The following is a 15,375-nucleotide window of genomic DNA, read 5'->3' on the forward strand; positions in this document are numbered from 1 at the left end:
CGTCGAGCCTCCCCGCACCCACCCACACAGTAAGGAACACCAACCCATGGCAATGACCGCAGAGCAGGCTGCGTGGTTCGCGGACACGTTCGAGAAGCTCGTCGCCAACGTCGGCCACGCCGTGCTGGGCAAGGCCCACGTGGTCCGGCTGACCCTGATGGCCATGCTCGCCGAGGGCCACGTGCTCTTCGAGGACGCCCCCGGCACCGGGAAGACCTCGCTCGCCCGCGCCCTCGCTGCCACGGTCCAGGGCTCCGACTCCCGCATCCAGTTCACCCCGGACCTGCTGCCTTCGGACGTGACCGGCGTGACGATCTACGACCAGCGCACCCAGCAGTTCGAGTTCCACAAGGGCCCGATCTTCGCCAACATCGTGCTCGCCGACGAAATCAACCGCGCCTCGCCGAAGACCCAGTCGGCGCTGCTGGAAGTCATGGAGGAATCCCGGGTCACCGTGGACGGCACCACCTACGAAGCAGGGCGGCCCTTCATGGTGCTCGCCACCCAGAACCCGATCGAGCAGGCCGGCACCTACCGGCTGCCGGAGGCACAGCTGGACCGGTTCCTGGTCAAGACGTCGATCGGCTACCCGGACCACGAGTCGACGGTGGCGCTGCTCTCCGGCGCCACCGTCCGGGACCGTTCCCGGGAGCTCAGCCCTGTCATCACCACGCAAGCGGTGGCGGACATGGCGGACCTGGCTGCCGGCACCCACGTGGACACCGCCGTCCTGGAGTACATCTCCCGGCTGTGCGCCCAGACCCGCCAGGCGCCCGAGACGCGGCTGGGCGTGAGCGTCCGCGGCGCCCTGGCGATGGTCCGGGCCGCCAAGGTCTGGGCCGCCTCGCAGGCCCGGAACTACGTGCTGCCCGACGACGTCAAGGAGCTCGCCCCCGTGGTCTGGACCCACAGGTTCGTCATGGACCCGGAGGCCGAGTTTTCCGGCGCCACCCCGGAGGCCGTGCTGGCGCGGATCCTGGCCGACGTCGCGGCGCCGCAGCAGCGCGCGTCCGCCTAGGAATGGCATCCCTGCTGTCCGAGTCAGTGAAGGTGGCTCGGCTGTCCCTCGAGCCCGCCGCGGCCCGGGCCGCTGCCCTCTACCGCCGGTTCGCGGTGCCTGTCCTCGGGATTGTCAGCCCGCTCGGCTGGATGGTGGCCGGGGGCGCCCTTGTGCTCTGGGTCCTGGGGTCGAGCTACGGCTGGGAAGAAGCGCAGGTTGCCGCCCTCGCCGCGGCCCTGCTCCTGCTGATGGCGGCCGGGTTCATTGTGGGCCGCTCCGCCTACGGAGTCGACCTGGACCTTGCCCGCAGCCGGGTGGCCGTGGGGGAGCGGGCCGTGGGCAGCATCAGCGTCGCGAACGCCTCCGCCAAGGCCCTGCTGCCCGCGTCGCTTGAGCTGCCGGTGGGCGGTGCGACGGCGGTGTTCCACCTGCCGCGGATGAAGCCCGGACAGGTGCACGAGGACCTCTTCACCATCCCCACCGCCCGCCGCGCCGTGATCGTCGTCGGCCCGGTGCGCTCGGTCCGGGCGGACCCGCTGCACCTGCTGCGCCGCCAGATGCTCTGGACCGAACCGACCGACCTGTATGTCCACCCGCGCACCACGGCGCTGGCGGGTTCCGCCGCCGGGTTCATCCGTGACCTGGAGGGCCTGCCCACGACCGAGCTCTCCAGCGCGGACGTATCCTTCCACGCGCTGCGCGACTACGTGCCGGGGGACGACCGCCGCCACATCCACTGGAAGACGACGGCGCGCACCGGCAAGCTCATGGTCCGCCAGTTCGAGGAGACGCGGCGCGCGCACCTGGCCATCGCCTTGTCCACCAACACCGACGAATATGACGGCGAGGACTCCTTCGAGCTGGCTGTCTCCGTGGCCGGCTCCATCGGGCGGCAGGCGATCAGTGAGCAGCGGGAACTGAGCGCGATGACCCAGCGCGGGCCGCTGCGCTGCAGTTCCGGCAGGAACCTGCTCGATGACCTGACCCGGCTCGAAGGGGCCGCGATGCGTGCGGGCGCCGTCGACGTCGCCCGGAACCTCAGCGACGCGGTGCCGAACGCCTCGGTGGTGTTCTTCGTCGTCGGCAGCCACGTCACTCCCGCGCAGCTGCGCAGCTGCGCGGCGTCGGTGCCGCCGGGGGTCCGCTGCTTCGCCGTTCGCTGCGAGTCCGGTGCGCGTGCTGCAAGGTCCGCCATCGCGGACCTGAACGTGCTCACCGTCGGGGACCTGCGCGAACTCGGAGCAGTGCTGCGGAAGGCTGCGGCATGAGCGCTCCCGCACCCCGGCGCCCGCGAGCCGGCCGCCCAGCCCTCCGGGAAGCATCAGGGGCCCTGCTCGACGCCGCCGTGCTCGCGCTGCTGCTGGCCACCGGGCTGCTCGGATTCGCACCGACCTTCGGGTCCGACCCGCGCTACCTTCTGGCCGGCGCCGGCGGCATCCTGCTCGGCCTGGGTGTCGCCGCCCTCGCCGCGCGGCGCCGCTTCGGCGCGGCCGCCACCGCCGGCACCGCCGCGGCGGCTTACCTGCTGTTCGGCAGCGCGCTCGCGGCTCCGCGGGAAGCGCTGTTCGGAGTGCTGCCCTCGCTGGTTTCGCTGCGGCTGCTCCTGGCCGGCATTGTCACTTCGTGGAAGGACCTGCTGACCGTCGCCGCGCCGGTCGGGGTGTCCGGCGGCATGCTGGTGGTCCCGTTCCTGGCGTCCCTGCTGTGCGCACTGGTGGCCGGGACGCTGGCCTGGCGGGCCCGGCACCCCTACTGGGCGGCGCTGCCGGTGCTGGCCCTCTTTGTGGCCGGCATCGCCTTCGGCACCAGCGAGGCCTTCTGGGCCGTCCCGCGCGGCGCGCTCACCGCGGCCGGCCTGGTCGCATGGCTGGCCTACCGCCGCGAGACCGCCCGCCGGCAGCCAGCCCTCGCCGGTGCCTCCGGGCCGCGGCCGGACCGCGCGCGTAGCCTTCGGCGGCTCGGGTTCGGCGCGGGCATCCTTGTCGTCTCCGCGGCCGCTGCGATGGCCGCGGGCCCGGCCCTCAGCGCGGGGGATGACCGGCGCGTGCTCAGGGACACGATCGACCCGCCGTTCGACATCCAGGACTACCCGAGCCCGCTGATGAGCTTCCGGCAGTACGTCAAGGACCGCAAGGACGACGTGCTGTTCACCGTCTCCGGCCTGCCGAAGGACGGCAGGGTCAGGCTTGCTGCGATGGACGCCTACGACGGCACCGTCTACAACGTCAGCGACAACTCCGGATCCGGCAGCTTCGCGCCGGTCGGGGACGCGCGGGCCCTCGCCGGCGGCGCGGACTCCGGCTCGGGGCAGAGCTACCAGCTGAAGGTCAGTATCCAGGGCTACCAGGGCGTCTGGCTGCCGGGCGCGCACATCGCCCGCGGCTTCGGCTTCGCGGACGCGGAGGATTCCGCCGCCAAGGGCCTGTTCTTCAACTCCGGCAGCGACACCGCCCTGAGCGTGAACGGCGTCAGCGCGCCGGAAAACTACACCGTCAACGTCGAGGAGCCCGCCCGGTACAAGGACTCGCAGCTGGCCCAGTACGACTTCGCCTCGGTGTCGCTGCCCAAGCCGGATAACGTGCCCCAGGTCGTGGACACCAAGGCCGCGGACCTGGTGGCCAACGCCGGCACGCCCATCGACCGGGTGCGCGCACTCGAACGGTACCTGCAGAAATTCGGCAAGTTCAGCAACGGCCTGGTCGAGCAGGGGCAGGTCCGCAGCCTCTCCGGCCACACGGCGGCCCGGATCAAGGCGCTGCTGACAGGCAAGGAAATGGTCGGCGACGACGAGCAGTACGCCGTTGCGATGGCCCTGATGGCACGGGAGCTGGGCATCCCGGCCCGCGTGGTGATGGGCTTTTACCCGGACCCCAAAGACCCGGCCAACGGCGCCCCCACCGTCCAGATCAAGGGCAAGGATGTGCACGCCTGGGTTGAGGTGGACTTCGACAAGGCCGGCTGGGTGGCCTTCAACCCGACGCCGGACAAGGACAACGTGCCCACCCCGCCGGACCCGGAACCCCGTTCCACCCCGAAGCCGCAGGTGCTGCAGCCGCCGCCCCCTGCGCAGGAACCGGCGCAGCTGCCGCCTGATTCCGCGCCGGACGCGCTGGACGCCGACAAGCAGCGCCAGGACCCGTGGCTCTTCTGGGGCCCGATCCTGGCCGCGATCGGAATCGCCCTCGTGCCGGTGGCGGTGGTTGCGCTGCCGCTGCTGCTGATCGTGTTCCTGAAGCTCCGGCGCCGGCGCCGGCGGTACGCCGAGGGCCACCCCGCCCAGCGCCTCGGCGGGGGCTGGAAGGAACTGTTCAGCCTGGCCACGGACATGGGCGCCGGGCTGGACCCGAAGGGCACGCGGCGGGAAACCGCGGCCGCCATCGGGACCGCCTTCCCGCCGAGCCGGCAGTCGGCGACGGCGCTGGCACACCGCGCTGATGCGTCCATTTTCGGGGCGGGCCACCCGACGGAGGAGGAGATCGACGCCTACTGGAACGACGTTGATTCCTCGCTGGCCGAACTGCGCAACTCCGTGGGCTGGTGGCAGCGCCAGCGGGCGCGCTTCTCGCCGCGTTCGCTGCTGCTGGACGCCCGAAGCAGACTTGCCCGGCGTGGAGCCTCGCCGCTGGCGAAACCGGCAGGGTACCTTCGTAGGGTGGAATCATCTGCCCGTAGGACGGGAACACCGAAGGCCGCCGGGACCCGGGAGAACAGGATGGACCGTCCCAGTGCCGACTAATCTCAAACTGGTCAGCGCCTCCGCGGGCAAGCGGCTGGCCGCCAAGGTGATCGATGTGCTGCCTGCCCTTGCCGTGTGGGCCATCTGCCTGTTGCTGGCTTCGGCCGCGGACTCCGTTGGCGCGCTGCTGCTGTGGCTGGTGGCCGGACTGGTCCTGGCCGGCGCTTACGGCATCTGGCTGTGGGGCTGGGAGGCCACCCACGGCAAGACCCCCGGCAACCTGGCCCTCGGGCTGCGGACCACCAACGAAGCCGGCCAGGTGCCGGGTTGGGCCGCTGTCTTCCTGCGCGGGCTGATCCTCGCGGTTGCCGGCGTTGTTCCGGTGGCCGGACCCGCCGTCGTCCTGGTGTCCAACCTGTGGGACCGGAACGGACAGCGGCAGGGCTGGCACGACAAGGTGGCCCGCACGCTGGTCTGCGACGTCAAGGCCGGCCGTGACCCGCTGACCACCGGCGGGCTGTACGGGCCGCAAAGCTTCGCGCCCCAGGACGAGCTCCAGGACGAGCCACTCGATGAGTCCCGTCGGGAACCTGCCTACGCGCCGGTGCAGCCGCCGTCGCCCGCCGGCTGGTCCTCGGCCCAGGCAGCCCCCGTGCCCTCCTCTCCCGCGCCGCACGCGGCTGCCCACCCTGATGATGACCTGCAGGCGACCCGGATGGCCCGGCCTGCCGCGGACACCGCCTGGCTGGCGGCCTTCGACGACGGCTCGCGGGTGCAGATCACCGGCAGTGCGCTGCTCGGCCGGAACCCCGCCGCGGCCCCGGGCGAGGACGTGGCGCAGCTGATCGACTACGCCGACATGGGCCGCTCCGTGTCCAAGACCCACCTCCACCTGCAGGCCGACCCGTCCGGACTGTGGGTCACGGACCGCAACTCCACCAACGGCAGCGCCATCACCACCCCGGACGGTGTGCGCACCGCCCTGGCCGCCGACAGCCCGTCACTGGCGGTCAACGGCTCGACCGTGCACTTCGGGGACCGGCACTTCCTGGTGGGCCGCGCATGAAACAACAAGCCGCGACGCCCGGCCGCATCGAACTGCGCTTCGGCACCGCCACCGACCGAGGACTCCGCCGCCTGATCAACGAGGACTCGCTGCTCGCCCGGAATCCGCTTTTCGCCGTGGCGGACGGGATGGGCGGCCACGAGGCCGGCGAGGTCGCCAGCCGGCTCTGCGTGGAGGCCCTCGCCGCCAGCGCGCTGCTCACCGGGCACACCCGTGCCGAGGACGTTGCGCTGGCCCTCGCCGCCGGGGACGCGTCCATCCGCGAGGCCACCGGCTCGCGCGCCGGAACCACCGTGACCGGGGTGGTGCTGGTGGAGGAGAGCGGCAACCCGTACTGGCTGTTCTTCAACGTCGGCGACTCGCGCTGCTACCGGCTGCGCGGCGGGGGACTGGAGCAGATCACGGTTGACCACTCCGAGGTCCAGGAGCTGGTGGACCTGGGCCGCATTACGCCGGCGCAGGCCCTGGTGCATCCGCGCCGGCACGTTGTCACCCGCGCCCTCGGCACCGGCAGCGACGCCGAGGCGGACTTCTGGCTCAACCCGGTCGAGGACGGGGACCGCATCCTCATCTGCTCCGACGGGCTGACCTCGGAGGTGCCGGACGAGGAGATCGCCCGGATCCTCGCCGAAGTGCACGACGCCGGCCGCGCCTGCGAGGAGCTCGTCCAAGCCGCGCTGCGCTCCGGCGGCCGGGACAACATCACGGTCATCGTTGTGGACGCGGCCGGTCCCGGCGTGCACCGGAGCTCCGAGGTGACGGCTCCCGCCGAGGACGACGAAGCCGATTCCGACACGCTGCCGCGCGGCCTCAGGAGCCCGCAGCAAGGCTCGAACGGCACGGCAGGAGGCCGGACATGGTCGCTCTGAGCTACCGCCCGGGAGACTGGCTCGGCATCGTCCGCTCCGGGATCGCCGTCGTGCTGCCCCCGGGCTCCGACCACGCCGCCGTCGAACGCATCTGGAACTCGCTGCAGGAAGCCCGCGGGGTCCCCGCGGCCCTCGGGGCGCTGACCACGGCGTTGGGGGCCGACATTACGGCGCTGCCCTCGTTTGCCATCCTGGGCCTCTCCAGGGAGATGCACGTGCTGCTCCGCGGGCCGCTGGTGCTGAATTGCCGCGCCGTCGACGGCACGGAGACACAGGTCAGCGGCGAACGGGTGGCAACCTGGAGCGAACGACTGCTCGCGGACCAGCAGCGCCTGGCGCTGGCCCTGGGGACGCCCGCTTCCGGCGACGGCGTGCGGCTTCCGCTGCTGGAGGGCGTGGTGCGGCTGTCCGGCCTCGAGGTGAGCCTGGGGACCGCAGCTGGCGGCGAGGCGGCGCCTGCGCTTGGGCCTGCTCCGCTGCCCACGCCGGTCCCGGAACGGGCGCCCGCGCCGCGGGCGGCCGCCGTGCCTGCACCCGTCGCTGAGCCGGAACCCGGCTCCTGGACCGAGGACACCATCGCTCCGGGCGAGGACCTGGACCGGACGATCATCCCGGAACCGTCACCGGCCTTGGCCACCGAAGCCGCGCCGGAACGCGCGCCGGCCCCCGCGCCGCGGGTGGAGCCGGTGGCCCCGGCAACGCCGGCAACGGCCCCCAGCCTGATCGACGCCGTGCCCTGGCTGCGCCGGGCGACACCCGGCCCGGAGTCCACGCCCGCACCCGGTTCGGAGCCGGGACCAGCGCCGGAGCCGGCGGGGGACCACGACGGGGACACCATCCTGCGGAGCGAACTCCCGTCCGCCGCGGCAGCACCGGCACCGGCGGGTGCTGGTCCGCTGCCGACCGGTCCGGTGGTGCTCGCCAAGGCCTGCCTGCGAGGCCATGCGAACCCGCCGGTGGCCGCCGCGTGCTTCGTCTGCGGCAGCACCTTGGAGGAAACGCCCCACCAGATGAAGCGGCCCGCTCTCGGCAGCATCGTGCTCTCCACCGGCGAACGCATCGGCCTGGACCGGTCCGTCATCGTCGGCCGGCAGCCCGCTGTCGCCCGCGTGCAGGGCAGCGGCATGCCCCGGCTCGTCCAGGTGCCCAGCGCCAGCGGCGACATCTCCCGGTCCCACCTGCAGATTGCCCTCGACGGCTGGCACGTGCTGGTCAGCGACCTCAAGTCCACCAACGGCACCGTCCTGGTCCGCCACGGACAGCCACCGCGGCGCCTCGGGCACGGCGAAACCGCCATGATCCTCGACGGCGACGTGGTCGACCTCGGCGACAACGTGACCGTCCGGTTCGAAGGCGTCCCGTGAGCCCCAGGCGCGCGTCCGCCCCGCCCCCTCAGCTGCCGGGCTTCACCTTCGTCCGGTCGCTTGGTTCGGGCGGGTTCGCGGACGTCTATCTGTACGAGCAGGAACGGCCCCGCCGTCTGGTGGCCGTCAAGGTGCTCGCGGCGGACCTGAAGACCGCGGACGCGCGGCGACGGTTCGAGTCCGAGGCCAACCTGATGGCCCAGCTGTCCTCCCACCCGTACATCGTGACGATCTTCGAAGCCGAGATCACCCCGGACGGGCACTCCTACCTGGCCATGGAGTACTGCTCGCGGCCAAGCCTGGATGTGCGCTACCGCCGTGAACGGTTCGGCGTCGACGAGGTGCTGGCCATCGGGGTGCAGGTCGCCGGTGCCGTCGAGACCGCGCACCGCGCCGGGATCGCGCACCGGGACATCAAACCCGCGAACATCCTTGTCACCGACTACAACAGGCCGGCCCTGACCGACTTCGGCATTTCCGGCACCACCGACGCCGAACCGGACACGGACACGGGCATGTCGATCCCGTGGTCGCCGCCGGAAGCCTTCACCGGCACCGGCCGCGACGGGGTCCGGATGGACGTGTGGGCCCTCGGCGCCACGCTCTACACCCTGCTGGCCGGCCGCTCGCCGTTCGTGCTGCCCGGCGGAGACAACTCGCAGCGCGCCCTGATCTCCCGGATCACGACGACGGCGCTGCCGCAGCTCGGGCGTCCGGACGTCCCGTCCTCGCTGGAGGCGGCGCTGGCCGCAACGATGGCGAAAGACCCGGCATCGCGCTACCCCTCCGCGCGCGCCTTCGCACTGGCCCTGCAGCGCATCCAGGCGGAACTGAACTACCCGGTGACGAGCTTCGAGGTCATCGACGACAGCCGCCCGGAGGACGTGGGGGAGGACGAGGACGCCGAGGCCACCAAGGTCCGTGACGTGCTCACGATCGATCCCGACGCGCCCACCCGTCCGCTGCGCGACCTCCGCGCCGGCGCCCACCCCGCAGAGGGCACCACCACGGTCCCGGACGCGGAGCCGACCCGTGACCGTCCGCAGGGCCGGCGGCGCAGGATCTGGCCGGCCGTCGCCGCCGGTGCCGCGGTGCTCGCCGCCGCCGGAGCCGCCGTCGTCGTCCTTTCGCCGCAGGCTGCCCCTCCGGTCCGGCCTGCCGTGACCATCAGCAGGGCGCCCGCCGACGCGCTCGACGCCGGCGGCTTCATCCCCGAGGTGAGCGGGCTTACCGCCCGAACAGGAGCAGCGGGGACGGTGGTGTTCAGCTGGAAGAACCCGGCACCGAAGCCGGGCGACAAGTACATGGTCCGCACGGTGACCGCCGACGGGAAAGACGGGCCGTACAAGACGCTGGAGAAGACGACCGTGACCGTGCCGCAGGCCTCCGATGGGCGGACCTGCCTCGAGGTGCAGCTGCGCCGCGCGGACGGCCAGGCCTCCGCGGACCCGCCCCGGAAATGCCTGGGCTGATGGACGGGGAACAGAGGACTGACATGACGGACATGACCGGCCTGACAGGGCAGCCGGGCGCGGGCGGCGACCTCGCCATCGACTTCTGCGGCGAATGGCACGAACCAACCGAGGGGGCCCCCTTCACCATCGGCCGCGAGGGCGACCTCGAAATCGACGACAACCCCTACCTGCACCGGAAATTCCTGCAGATCGACAAGTACGACGGCATCTGGTGGCTCTCCAACGTCGGCAGCCGGATCTCGGCGACTGTGGCGGACGGCTCCGGCGGCATGCAGGCCTGGCTCGCACCCGGGGCGCGGCTTCCGCTGGTGTTCGGGCACACCAACATTGTGTTCACCGCCGGGCCGACCACCTATGACTTCGCGGTGCACGTGCGCACGCCGGCCTTCCGGCACGACCCGCGCGAAACGGACAGTGCAGGGGCGACCACGATCGGACCGGTTGTCTTCACCCCGAGCCAGAAGGCGATCATCGTCGCCCTCGCCGAGCCCGTGCTGCGCCGCGGCGGCACCGGCTTCAGCACCATCCCGTCCTCGGCGCAGGCCGCCAAACGGCTCGGGTGGCCGCTGACGCGCTTCAACCGCAAGCTCGACAACGTCTGCGACAAGCTGGACCGGGTCGGCGTCGCCGGCCTGCGCGGAGCCGGCGGCAAGCTCGCCACCAACCGCCGCGCCCGGCTGGTGGAGCACGCCATCACCTCGCACCTGGTCACCGCGGATGACCTGCCCCTGCTGGACGCCGTTGCGGACGACGACGACGCGTAGGCTGGGGCTGCGCCGTTCGGGTCTCCGCGCCGGGAGGTAAAACGCGCGAAACAGCCGCCTTCGCGCTTGAAACCGCTGTTTCACCTCCCCGGGCGCAGGAGTACGCCGTCTGCTGGAGCGTGACGGCGTGCCCTTAGGGCTCCCGAATCGGCACAACCAGCACGGGGACACTGGAGAATTCCAGGACGCGCAGGGTGTGGCTGCCGATATACGGCGTGGCTGCGCCCGGGCGGTCCACCAGGGCGATGACGATCAAGGACGCCTCTACCGCACGAGCCTCGGCCAAAATTTCGGCGGCCACGCGCCCGGAGCGCTGGACGAATGACGCTTCCACCCCGGCCCCGGCTGCCAGAGCCGCCACATGGCTGTGCGCTGCGTCGGCGGCCAGGCCGGTGTGCCGGGCCAGAGTTGCCGGGTCGATGGCGCCCGGGTGTTTGACCAGCGCGGCCGGGTCCTGGACCGTCACCACCCGCAAGCGGGCGCCGAGTCTGCGCGCGTAGTCGACGGCGACTTCGGCGGCGCGGAAAGCTGCCCGCGAATCATTCACCGCGACGAGGACGACCTCGCTCATGACAATCCTTCCGCCGGGGGAGTCCTGGAGGTCTCCGGAATCCTGGGAACGCCGGGACTGCCCGGCCCGGCGGGGTTGCGGTCGGCGGCCCAGCGCAGCCGCAGGTTTTCTTCCAGTTCCTGGGCGTCGAGCTGGCGCCGGATGCCCCGCAGTTCGTCTTCCAGCCGCGGGATCCAGCGCTCTTCCACTGCCCGCTGGCGGGTGCGGGTTGCCGCAAGTTCGGCCGTCAGCAACATTTCGGCGCGCCGGACGACGGCGTACCGCACACCCGCTTCGAGGGCTTTGCGGTGGACCGCGGCCACGTAGGACAAAGCCGAGCTTCCTCCGCTCCGGTGCAGCGGAGGAAGTTGGCACTCGGGGTCCTGCGGATAGGCCACACCCATGGCCCCGCCCCAGCGGATCCGGACCTCGGCGGCCTCCGGCGGGGCAGCGGCTGTCACCCTCGCGGCACCATCCAACGCCGCTGCCCGCCGCAGCCAGCACGCAGCGTCGCGGGCCAGATCCTCCCACTCGGTGCGGGACAGCTCTGACTGAAGCTGAAGGCGCTCCAGCTCGTCCGCCAGGATGCGCTGCTTGCGGTCCAGCAGCCGCGCCCCGTGGCGGGCCGTGGCCAGCCGGCGTTCCACCCGGACTTTGCCTGCCCGGCCCGTGCTGGTCATGGCCGGTCGGCCTGACGCGGAAGGTAACGGGCCAGCAGGGCAGTCGACAGCATGGTCAGCTCCTGCTCCGGGAGGGCTGCCAAGGCCGCCCACGCCCGTCCAAGTGTGTCCTCAAGGGATCTGAGCTCGGCCTGTCCTTGGTTGAAGAGCTCCTTCTCCACCATGTCCTGGTAGGCGATGTAGCTGCGGTCGGTTTCGCTCAGGGCGGCCGCGCCCACCAACTCAGCCAGTTCCGCCGCCTGACGGGCGCGCGCCAGCGCGGCAAGCACCTGGGCAGCAACATCCAGATGGTCTTCGCGGGTCCGGCCTGTTCCCGCGCCGCTGCGCATCAGCCGGGAAAGCGAGGAGAGGACGTCCACCGGCGGGTAGACCCCCCGCGCGTCGATTTCCGGTGCCAGGACAATTTGTCCTTCAGTGATGTAGCCGGTCAGGTCCGGTACGGGGTGCGTGATGTCCCCGGCCGGCATCGTCAGCACCGGCACTATCGTCACCGAGCCGTCGTGGTCCTTGATGCGACCGCAACGCTCGTACAGGGTCGCCAGGTCGCTGTACAGGTAGCCGGGATAGCCGCGCCGCGCCGGGATCTCCCGCCGTGCCGCCGAAACTTCACGGACGGCTTCGGCGTAGCTGGTCATGTCTGACATGATCACGAGGACATCGTGCCCTTCGGTGTAGGCGAGGTACTCGGCAACAGTCAGCGCAATCCGCGGCGTGAGGATCCGTTCGATGACCGGGTCATCGGCCGCATTAAGGAGCAGGACCAGTTCCTCCGCGGCGGAGCGCTCTTCGAGGCGGTCCCGGACATAAGCGATGTCGGCATGGGTCAGACCCATGGCTGCGAAGACCACCCGGAAGGACTGGCCGCTCGATGTGGCCTGCGCCGCAATCTGCGTGGCCACTGTCAGGTGCGGCAGGCCCGGCACCGAGAAGATTGGGAGCTTTTGCCCCCGGACCAAGGTTGTCAGAGCGTCGATGACGGAGATGCCCGTCAGGACGGGCTCCTGCGGGGGTTCCCTCCGGACCGGATTCAGCGGCCAGCCGCTGACCGGACGCAGGTCCGTGCCCGCCACCGGCGGACCGCCGTCGAGCGGTTCGCCACGGCCGTTGCAGACCCGGCCAAGCCATCCCGTCCCTACCTGGAGGTGAAGCGGCCTCCCTTGGAAGCGGATCCCGATCCCGCCCAAAGACATGCCGTCGGTGCTTTCAAGCACCTGCAAGGTAACGAGGTCCCGGTCCACTTCCAGGACCAGGCCGTGGCGCTGCTCCCCGCCGTCCAGGTCGACAGTGGCGAACTCGTCCCACCCGACACCCTCGGCGCTGCCGGCAATGAGCAGGGGGCCGCGGAGCTCCCGGACGTCGCCGTGGGAAACCTGCGCGGCGATGTCCCGCAACCACGGTCCGGGTGCGCCATCCGGGGACCCGGGGACGGCCGCCGGGCTCACCGCAGCACCTCCAGCGCCTTGAGCACTTCGTCCCGCCGCGCCCTGACAGCGGCCGCATCCGCGGGTCCCGCATCCTCCCGGGCCCGCAGGACCGGGCCGAGGTCGGTTTGTTCGATGGTGGTGGCTGCCACTCCCCGCGCCACCAGCGCCTGGCAGGCGTCGACGACGTCGAGCACGAGGTCCAGCAGCGCCGCGCCCTTTCCCGCGGAGCAGAACCCGTCATTTGGGCTCAGCGCGTTCTGCATCAGTACGCCGTCCCGCAGCAGGCGGCCTCCGAGCAGAGCCACCCGCTCGTGACCTGGCAACGACGAGGCCCCGATGATGTCCGCCAGTTCAGCCAGCCGGTCCGACTCCGCCAGGAGGGCGGCGGCCCTCGCCCGGCGCCCAGCCCAGCCTGGATCTCCGTTGGCGGCGTGCCAGGAGCCAACGGCGTCCGCGTCCCGGGCGAAGGAGCCCGTCCAGCTCACCGCGGGATAGTGCCGGGAATAGGCCAAATCACGGTCGAGGGTCCAGAGGCACCGAACGAACCGTTGGGAGTCTGTCGTCACGGGTTCGGTCATGTCGCCGCCCGGCGGCGAGACAGCGCCGATGACGGTCACGGACGCCGTTGTTCCACCGAGCGTCGTCACCCGGCCCGCACGCTCGTAGAAGGCAGCGAGTTCGGAGGCGAGGTTCGCGGGATAGCCCTCCTCGGCGGGAAGGTCACCATTGCGGTTGGCGAACTCGCGCAGCGCTTCAGCCCAGCGCGAGGTCGAATCAGCGATCACGACGGCGTTGTATCCCATGTCGCGGTAGTACTCAGCCACCGTGATCCCGGTGAAGATACTCGCCTCGCGCGCCATCATCGGCATGTTGGATGTGTTGGCGATGATGACGGTCCGGTCGATGAGCTTCCCGCCGGTGCGCCCGTCCTCGAGCTGCGAGAGCCCGTCGAGGACATCCGCCATTTCGTTGCCTCGCTCACCGCAGCCCACATAGACGATCACGTCGGCGTCGCTCCACTTTGCGATTTGCTGCAGCATCATCGTTTTGCCGGTCCCAAAGCCGCCCGGAACAGCGGCAGCGGCTCCCCTCGCCACCGGGAACATCAGGTCCAGCACCCGCTGACCTGTGTGCAGCGGCACCGTGTCGCTGAGCCTGGACCGGAAAGGCCGGGGCCTGCGCACCGGGCAGGGCTCGGCCAGAGACACGTTGCGGCCGTCCACCACAGCCACCGTATCGAGCACATGGACCCGGCATTCCGCCGCCAACCAGCTGAGCTCCCCGGACACTCCCGCCGGTACCAGGACCCGATGGACCACCGCCCCTGACTCCGGCACGGTGCCCAGCACGTCGCCGGTGCCCACACGGGTACCGGTCGATGCCTCCGGCCTGAAAGTCCACTCCCTTGTCAGCACGGTCGGTTCAGCGGCTGACTCCGCCCGCTCGGGCGTTAGCCACAGCGGTGCCGACGACAGCGGACGCATCAGCCCGTCGAAAACCTGGCCGAGCAGCCCGGGGCCCAATAGCGCTGACAGCTGACCGCCGGTCGGCGCCGCGCGGTCGCCGGCCTTCAAACCGCCGGTGTATTCGTACGCTTGCAGCGTGGCGCGTGTTCCGGCGATCGCCACCGTCTCAGCGCTGATGCTCCGGGGTCCCAGGGCGAGCAGTTCGAGCATCGAGAGGTCCTTGGCACCCTCGACTTCTACCAGTGGACCGCTGACGCGCACGATCGCCCCGTCGCGGCCGCCTGCTATGCGCTCCACTGCGCACCTGCCTCGGGCAGTGAGTCCAACCTCAACTCCGCCAACACCGGGAGGGTCAGATCGAGCCGACGTGCACCCGCGACGGCGACCACGCCTCCCTCAGGGCTCTCGGACACCACGGCGTCTGGCCCCAGCAGTTCGTGGCACTTCTCCCTCAACCGTGTCATCAGTTCCGGGTAGCGCGGGTCCTCGGCGAGCCCGGCTGCCGCTTCCCGCACCCGGCGGCGCAGTTCCACCCGGACTGCCGTGCGGGCACCCAGGACCAGTTCGTGGGCCTGCCGGCGCGCCCGCGCCGAGCGTGCAGCGGCCTCGGCTGCGGCGGCGGCCTCGCCCTCGGCGGCCGCCGTGGCGAGGATCCGCGCTGCTTCGGTCCGCGCCGCTTCCAGCTCCTTGTCCGCCACCCGGCGCGCGGCACTGCGGATCCCGGCGGCCTCCTCCTCTGCCGCCGCCCGGAGCGCCTTGCGGACCGGTTCCAAAGCGGCATTGGCTTCCGGAGCTAGAGCGGTCATGAGGGTAGCACCACCGTCAGCGGGGAGCGTGGGTCGGCCGCCACTGACTCCAACGCATGCGCGGAAGCCGGGGTGAGGATGACGACGGTCGTGCCCGCGGGCAGCGCGGTCCATGCCCGCAGGAAATCCTCGGTGGTGGACCCCGCGAAGACGCCGACGCCGGCGAGCCGGAAACCGTCCAGCACGGCCTGCTCGCCGATCGCCGCGATCGCCGCCGTCATCTCCGCTGCTCCTC

General features: G+C 71.4%; 14 protein-coding genes. 8 read left to right on the forward strand and 6 right to left on the reverse strand.

Translation table 11 applies throughout. The annotated features are described in order from the left end of the window. Positions 1–46: 46 nt before the first annotated feature. The 8 genes from KIH31_RS07925 to KIH31_RS07960 are packed head-to-tail and all read left to right on the forward strand — an operon-like array spanning position 47 to position 10,214. Entirely contained in the window at positions 47–1,018 is a 972-nt protein-coding gene (locus KIH31_RS07925; RefSeq protein WP_214426546.1) for a MoxR family ATPase, read from the forward strand. A gap of 2 nt (positions 1,019–1,020) precedes the next feature. After that, entirely contained in the window at positions 1,021–2,268 is a 1,248-nt protein-coding gene (locus KIH31_RS07930; RefSeq protein ID WP_214426547.1) for a DUF58 domain-containing protein, read from the forward strand. Continuing rightward, positions 2,265–4,736: a transglutaminaseTgpA domain-containing protein gene (locus tag KIH31_RS07935; RefSeq protein WP_250545656.1), complete on the forward strand. Its 2,472-nt coding sequence runs from the start codon at positions 2,265–2,267 to the stop codon at positions 4,734–4,736. The genes KIH31_RS07930 and KIH31_RS07935 overlap by 4 nt, the downstream gene beginning before the upstream one ends. Then, entirely contained in the window at positions 4,726–5,742 is a 1,017-nt protein-coding gene (locus tag KIH31_RS07940; protein ID WP_214426548.1) for an RDD family protein, read from the forward strand. Before KIH31_RS07935 ends, KIH31_RS07940 begins: the two co-directional genes overlap by 11 nt. Beyond that, positions 5,739–6,611 (forward strand): PP2C family serine/threonine-protein phosphatase, encoded by an 873-nt coding sequence (locus tag KIH31_RS07945; protein WP_214426549.1) that lies wholly within the window; start codon positions 5,739–5,741, stop codon positions 6,609–6,611. Before KIH31_RS07940 ends, KIH31_RS07945 begins: the two co-directional genes overlap by 4 nt. Beyond that, positions 6,599–7,975 carry an FHA domain-containing protein gene (locus tag KIH31_RS07950; RefSeq protein WP_214426550.1) on the forward strand — a complete coding sequence of 459 codons (1,377 nt, stop codon included), beginning with the start codon at positions 6,599–6,601 and terminating at the stop codon, positions 7,973–7,975. The genes KIH31_RS07945 and KIH31_RS07950 overlap by 13 nt, the downstream gene beginning before the upstream one ends. Then, positions 7,972–9,447: a serine/threonine-protein kinase gene (locus KIH31_RS07955; protein WP_214426551.1), complete on the forward strand. Its 1,476-nt coding sequence runs from the start codon at positions 7,972–7,974 to the stop codon at positions 9,445–9,447. The genes KIH31_RS07950 and KIH31_RS07955 overlap by 4 nt, the downstream gene beginning before the upstream one ends. A gap of 23 nt (positions 9,448–9,470) precedes the next feature. Further along, complete coding sequence (locus KIH31_RS07960; protein WP_250545657.1) at positions 9,471–10,214, forward strand: hypothetical protein; 744 nt, start codon at positions 9,471–9,473, stop codon at positions 10,212–10,214. Positions 10,215–10,347: 133 nt separating this feature from the next. Here the strand turns inward: KIH31_RS07960 and KIH31_RS07965 are convergent, their stop codons facing one another. From KIH31_RS07965 to KIH31_RS07990, 6 genes are read right to left on the reverse strand one after another with little or no spacing between them, the layout of a single operon-like run. Next, positions 10,348–10,785, reverse strand: a complete 438-nt coding sequence (locus KIH31_RS07965; RefSeq protein ID WP_214426552.1) for a universal stress protein — start codon at positions 10,783–10,785, stop codon at positions 10,348–10,350. Further along, the gene (locus tag KIH31_RS07970; RefSeq protein ID WP_214426553.1) at positions 10,782–11,444 is read right to left on the reverse strand and encodes a V-type ATP synthase subunit D; all 663 of its coding nucleotides are present in this window, start codon (positions 11,442–11,444) and stop codon (positions 10,782–10,784) included. Before KIH31_RS07970 ends, KIH31_RS07965 begins: the two co-directional genes overlap by 4 nt. Continuing rightward, the gene (locus KIH31_RS07975) at positions 11,441–12,886 is read right to left on the reverse strand and encodes a V-type ATP synthase subunit B (RefSeq protein ID WP_214426554.1); all 1,446 of its coding nucleotides are present in this window, start codon (positions 12,884–12,886) and stop codon (positions 11,441–11,443) included. Before KIH31_RS07975 ends, KIH31_RS07970 begins: the two co-directional genes overlap by 4 nt. Continuing rightward, positions 12,883–14,631: a V-type ATP synthase subunit A gene (locus KIH31_RS07980; protein WP_214426555.1), complete on the reverse strand. Its 1,749-nt coding sequence runs from the start codon at positions 14,629–14,631 to the stop codon at positions 12,883–12,885. The genes KIH31_RS07975 and KIH31_RS07980 overlap by 4 nt, the downstream gene beginning before the upstream one ends. Further along, positions 14,619–15,140, reverse strand: a complete 522-nt coding sequence (locus KIH31_RS07985) for a V-type ATP synthase subunit E family protein (protein ID WP_214426556.1) — start codon at positions 15,138–15,140, stop codon at positions 14,619–14,621. Before KIH31_RS07985 ends, KIH31_RS07980 begins: the two co-directional genes overlap by 13 nt. Next, positions 15,137–15,361 (reverse strand): V-type ATP synthase subunit F, encoded by a 225-nt coding sequence (locus KIH31_RS07990; RefSeq protein WP_214426557.1) that lies wholly within the window; start codon positions 15,359–15,361, stop codon positions 15,137–15,139. Before KIH31_RS07990 ends, KIH31_RS07985 begins: the two co-directional genes overlap by 4 nt. Positions 15,362–15,375: the final 14 nt, after the last annotated feature.

Source organism: Paenarthrobacter sp. DKR-5 (assembly GCF_018531425.1).
In the GTDB taxonomy this organism is placed as follows: Bacteria; Actinomycetota; Actinomycetes; order Actinomycetales; family Micrococcaceae; genus DKR-5.

What these genes read in the sequence shown, in the direction of transcription:
- KIH31_RS07945 (WP_214426549.1), top strand. Translation starts at nt 5,739, where the DNA reads ATGAAACAACAAGCCGCGACGCCCGGCCGCATCGAACTGCGCTTCGGC.
- KIH31_RS07925 (WP_214426546.1), top strand. Translation starts at nt 47, where the DNA reads ATGGCAATGACCGCAGAGCAGGCTGCGTGGTTCGCGGACACGTTCGAG.
- KIH31_RS07935 (WP_250545656.1), top strand. Translation starts at nt 2,265, where the DNA reads ATGAGCGCTCCCGCACCCCGGCGCCCGCGAGCCGGCCGCCCAGCCCTC.
- KIH31_RS07985 (WP_214426556.1), bottom strand. Translation starts at nt 15,140, where the DNA reads ATGACCGCTCTAGCTCCGGAAGCCAATGCCGCTTTGGAACCGGTCCGC.
- KIH31_RS07960 (WP_250545657.1), top strand. Translation starts at nt 9,471, where the DNA reads ATGACGGACATGACCGGCCTGACAGGGCAGCCGGGCGCGGGCGGCGAC.
- KIH31_RS07990 (WP_214426557.1), bottom strand. Translation starts at nt 15,361, where the DNA reads ATGACGGCGGCGATCGCGGCGATCGGCGAGCAGGCCGTGCTGGACGGT.
- KIH31_RS07930 (WP_214426547.1), top strand. Translation starts at nt 1,021, where the DNA reads ATGGCATCCCTGCTGTCCGAGTCAGTGAAGGTGGCTCGGCTGTCCCTC.
- KIH31_RS07965 (WP_214426552.1), bottom strand. Translation starts at nt 10,785, where the DNA reads ATGAGCGAGGTCGTCCTCGTCGCGGTGAATGATTCGCGGGCAGCTTTC.
- KIH31_RS07970 (WP_214426553.1), bottom strand. Translation starts at nt 11,444, where the DNA reads ATGACCAGCACGGGCCGGGCAGGCAAAGTCCGGGTGGAACGCCGGCTG.
- KIH31_RS07950 (WP_214426550.1), top strand. Translation starts at nt 6,599, where the DNA reads ATGGTCGCTCTGAGCTACCGCCCGGGAGACTGGCTCGGCATCGTCCGC.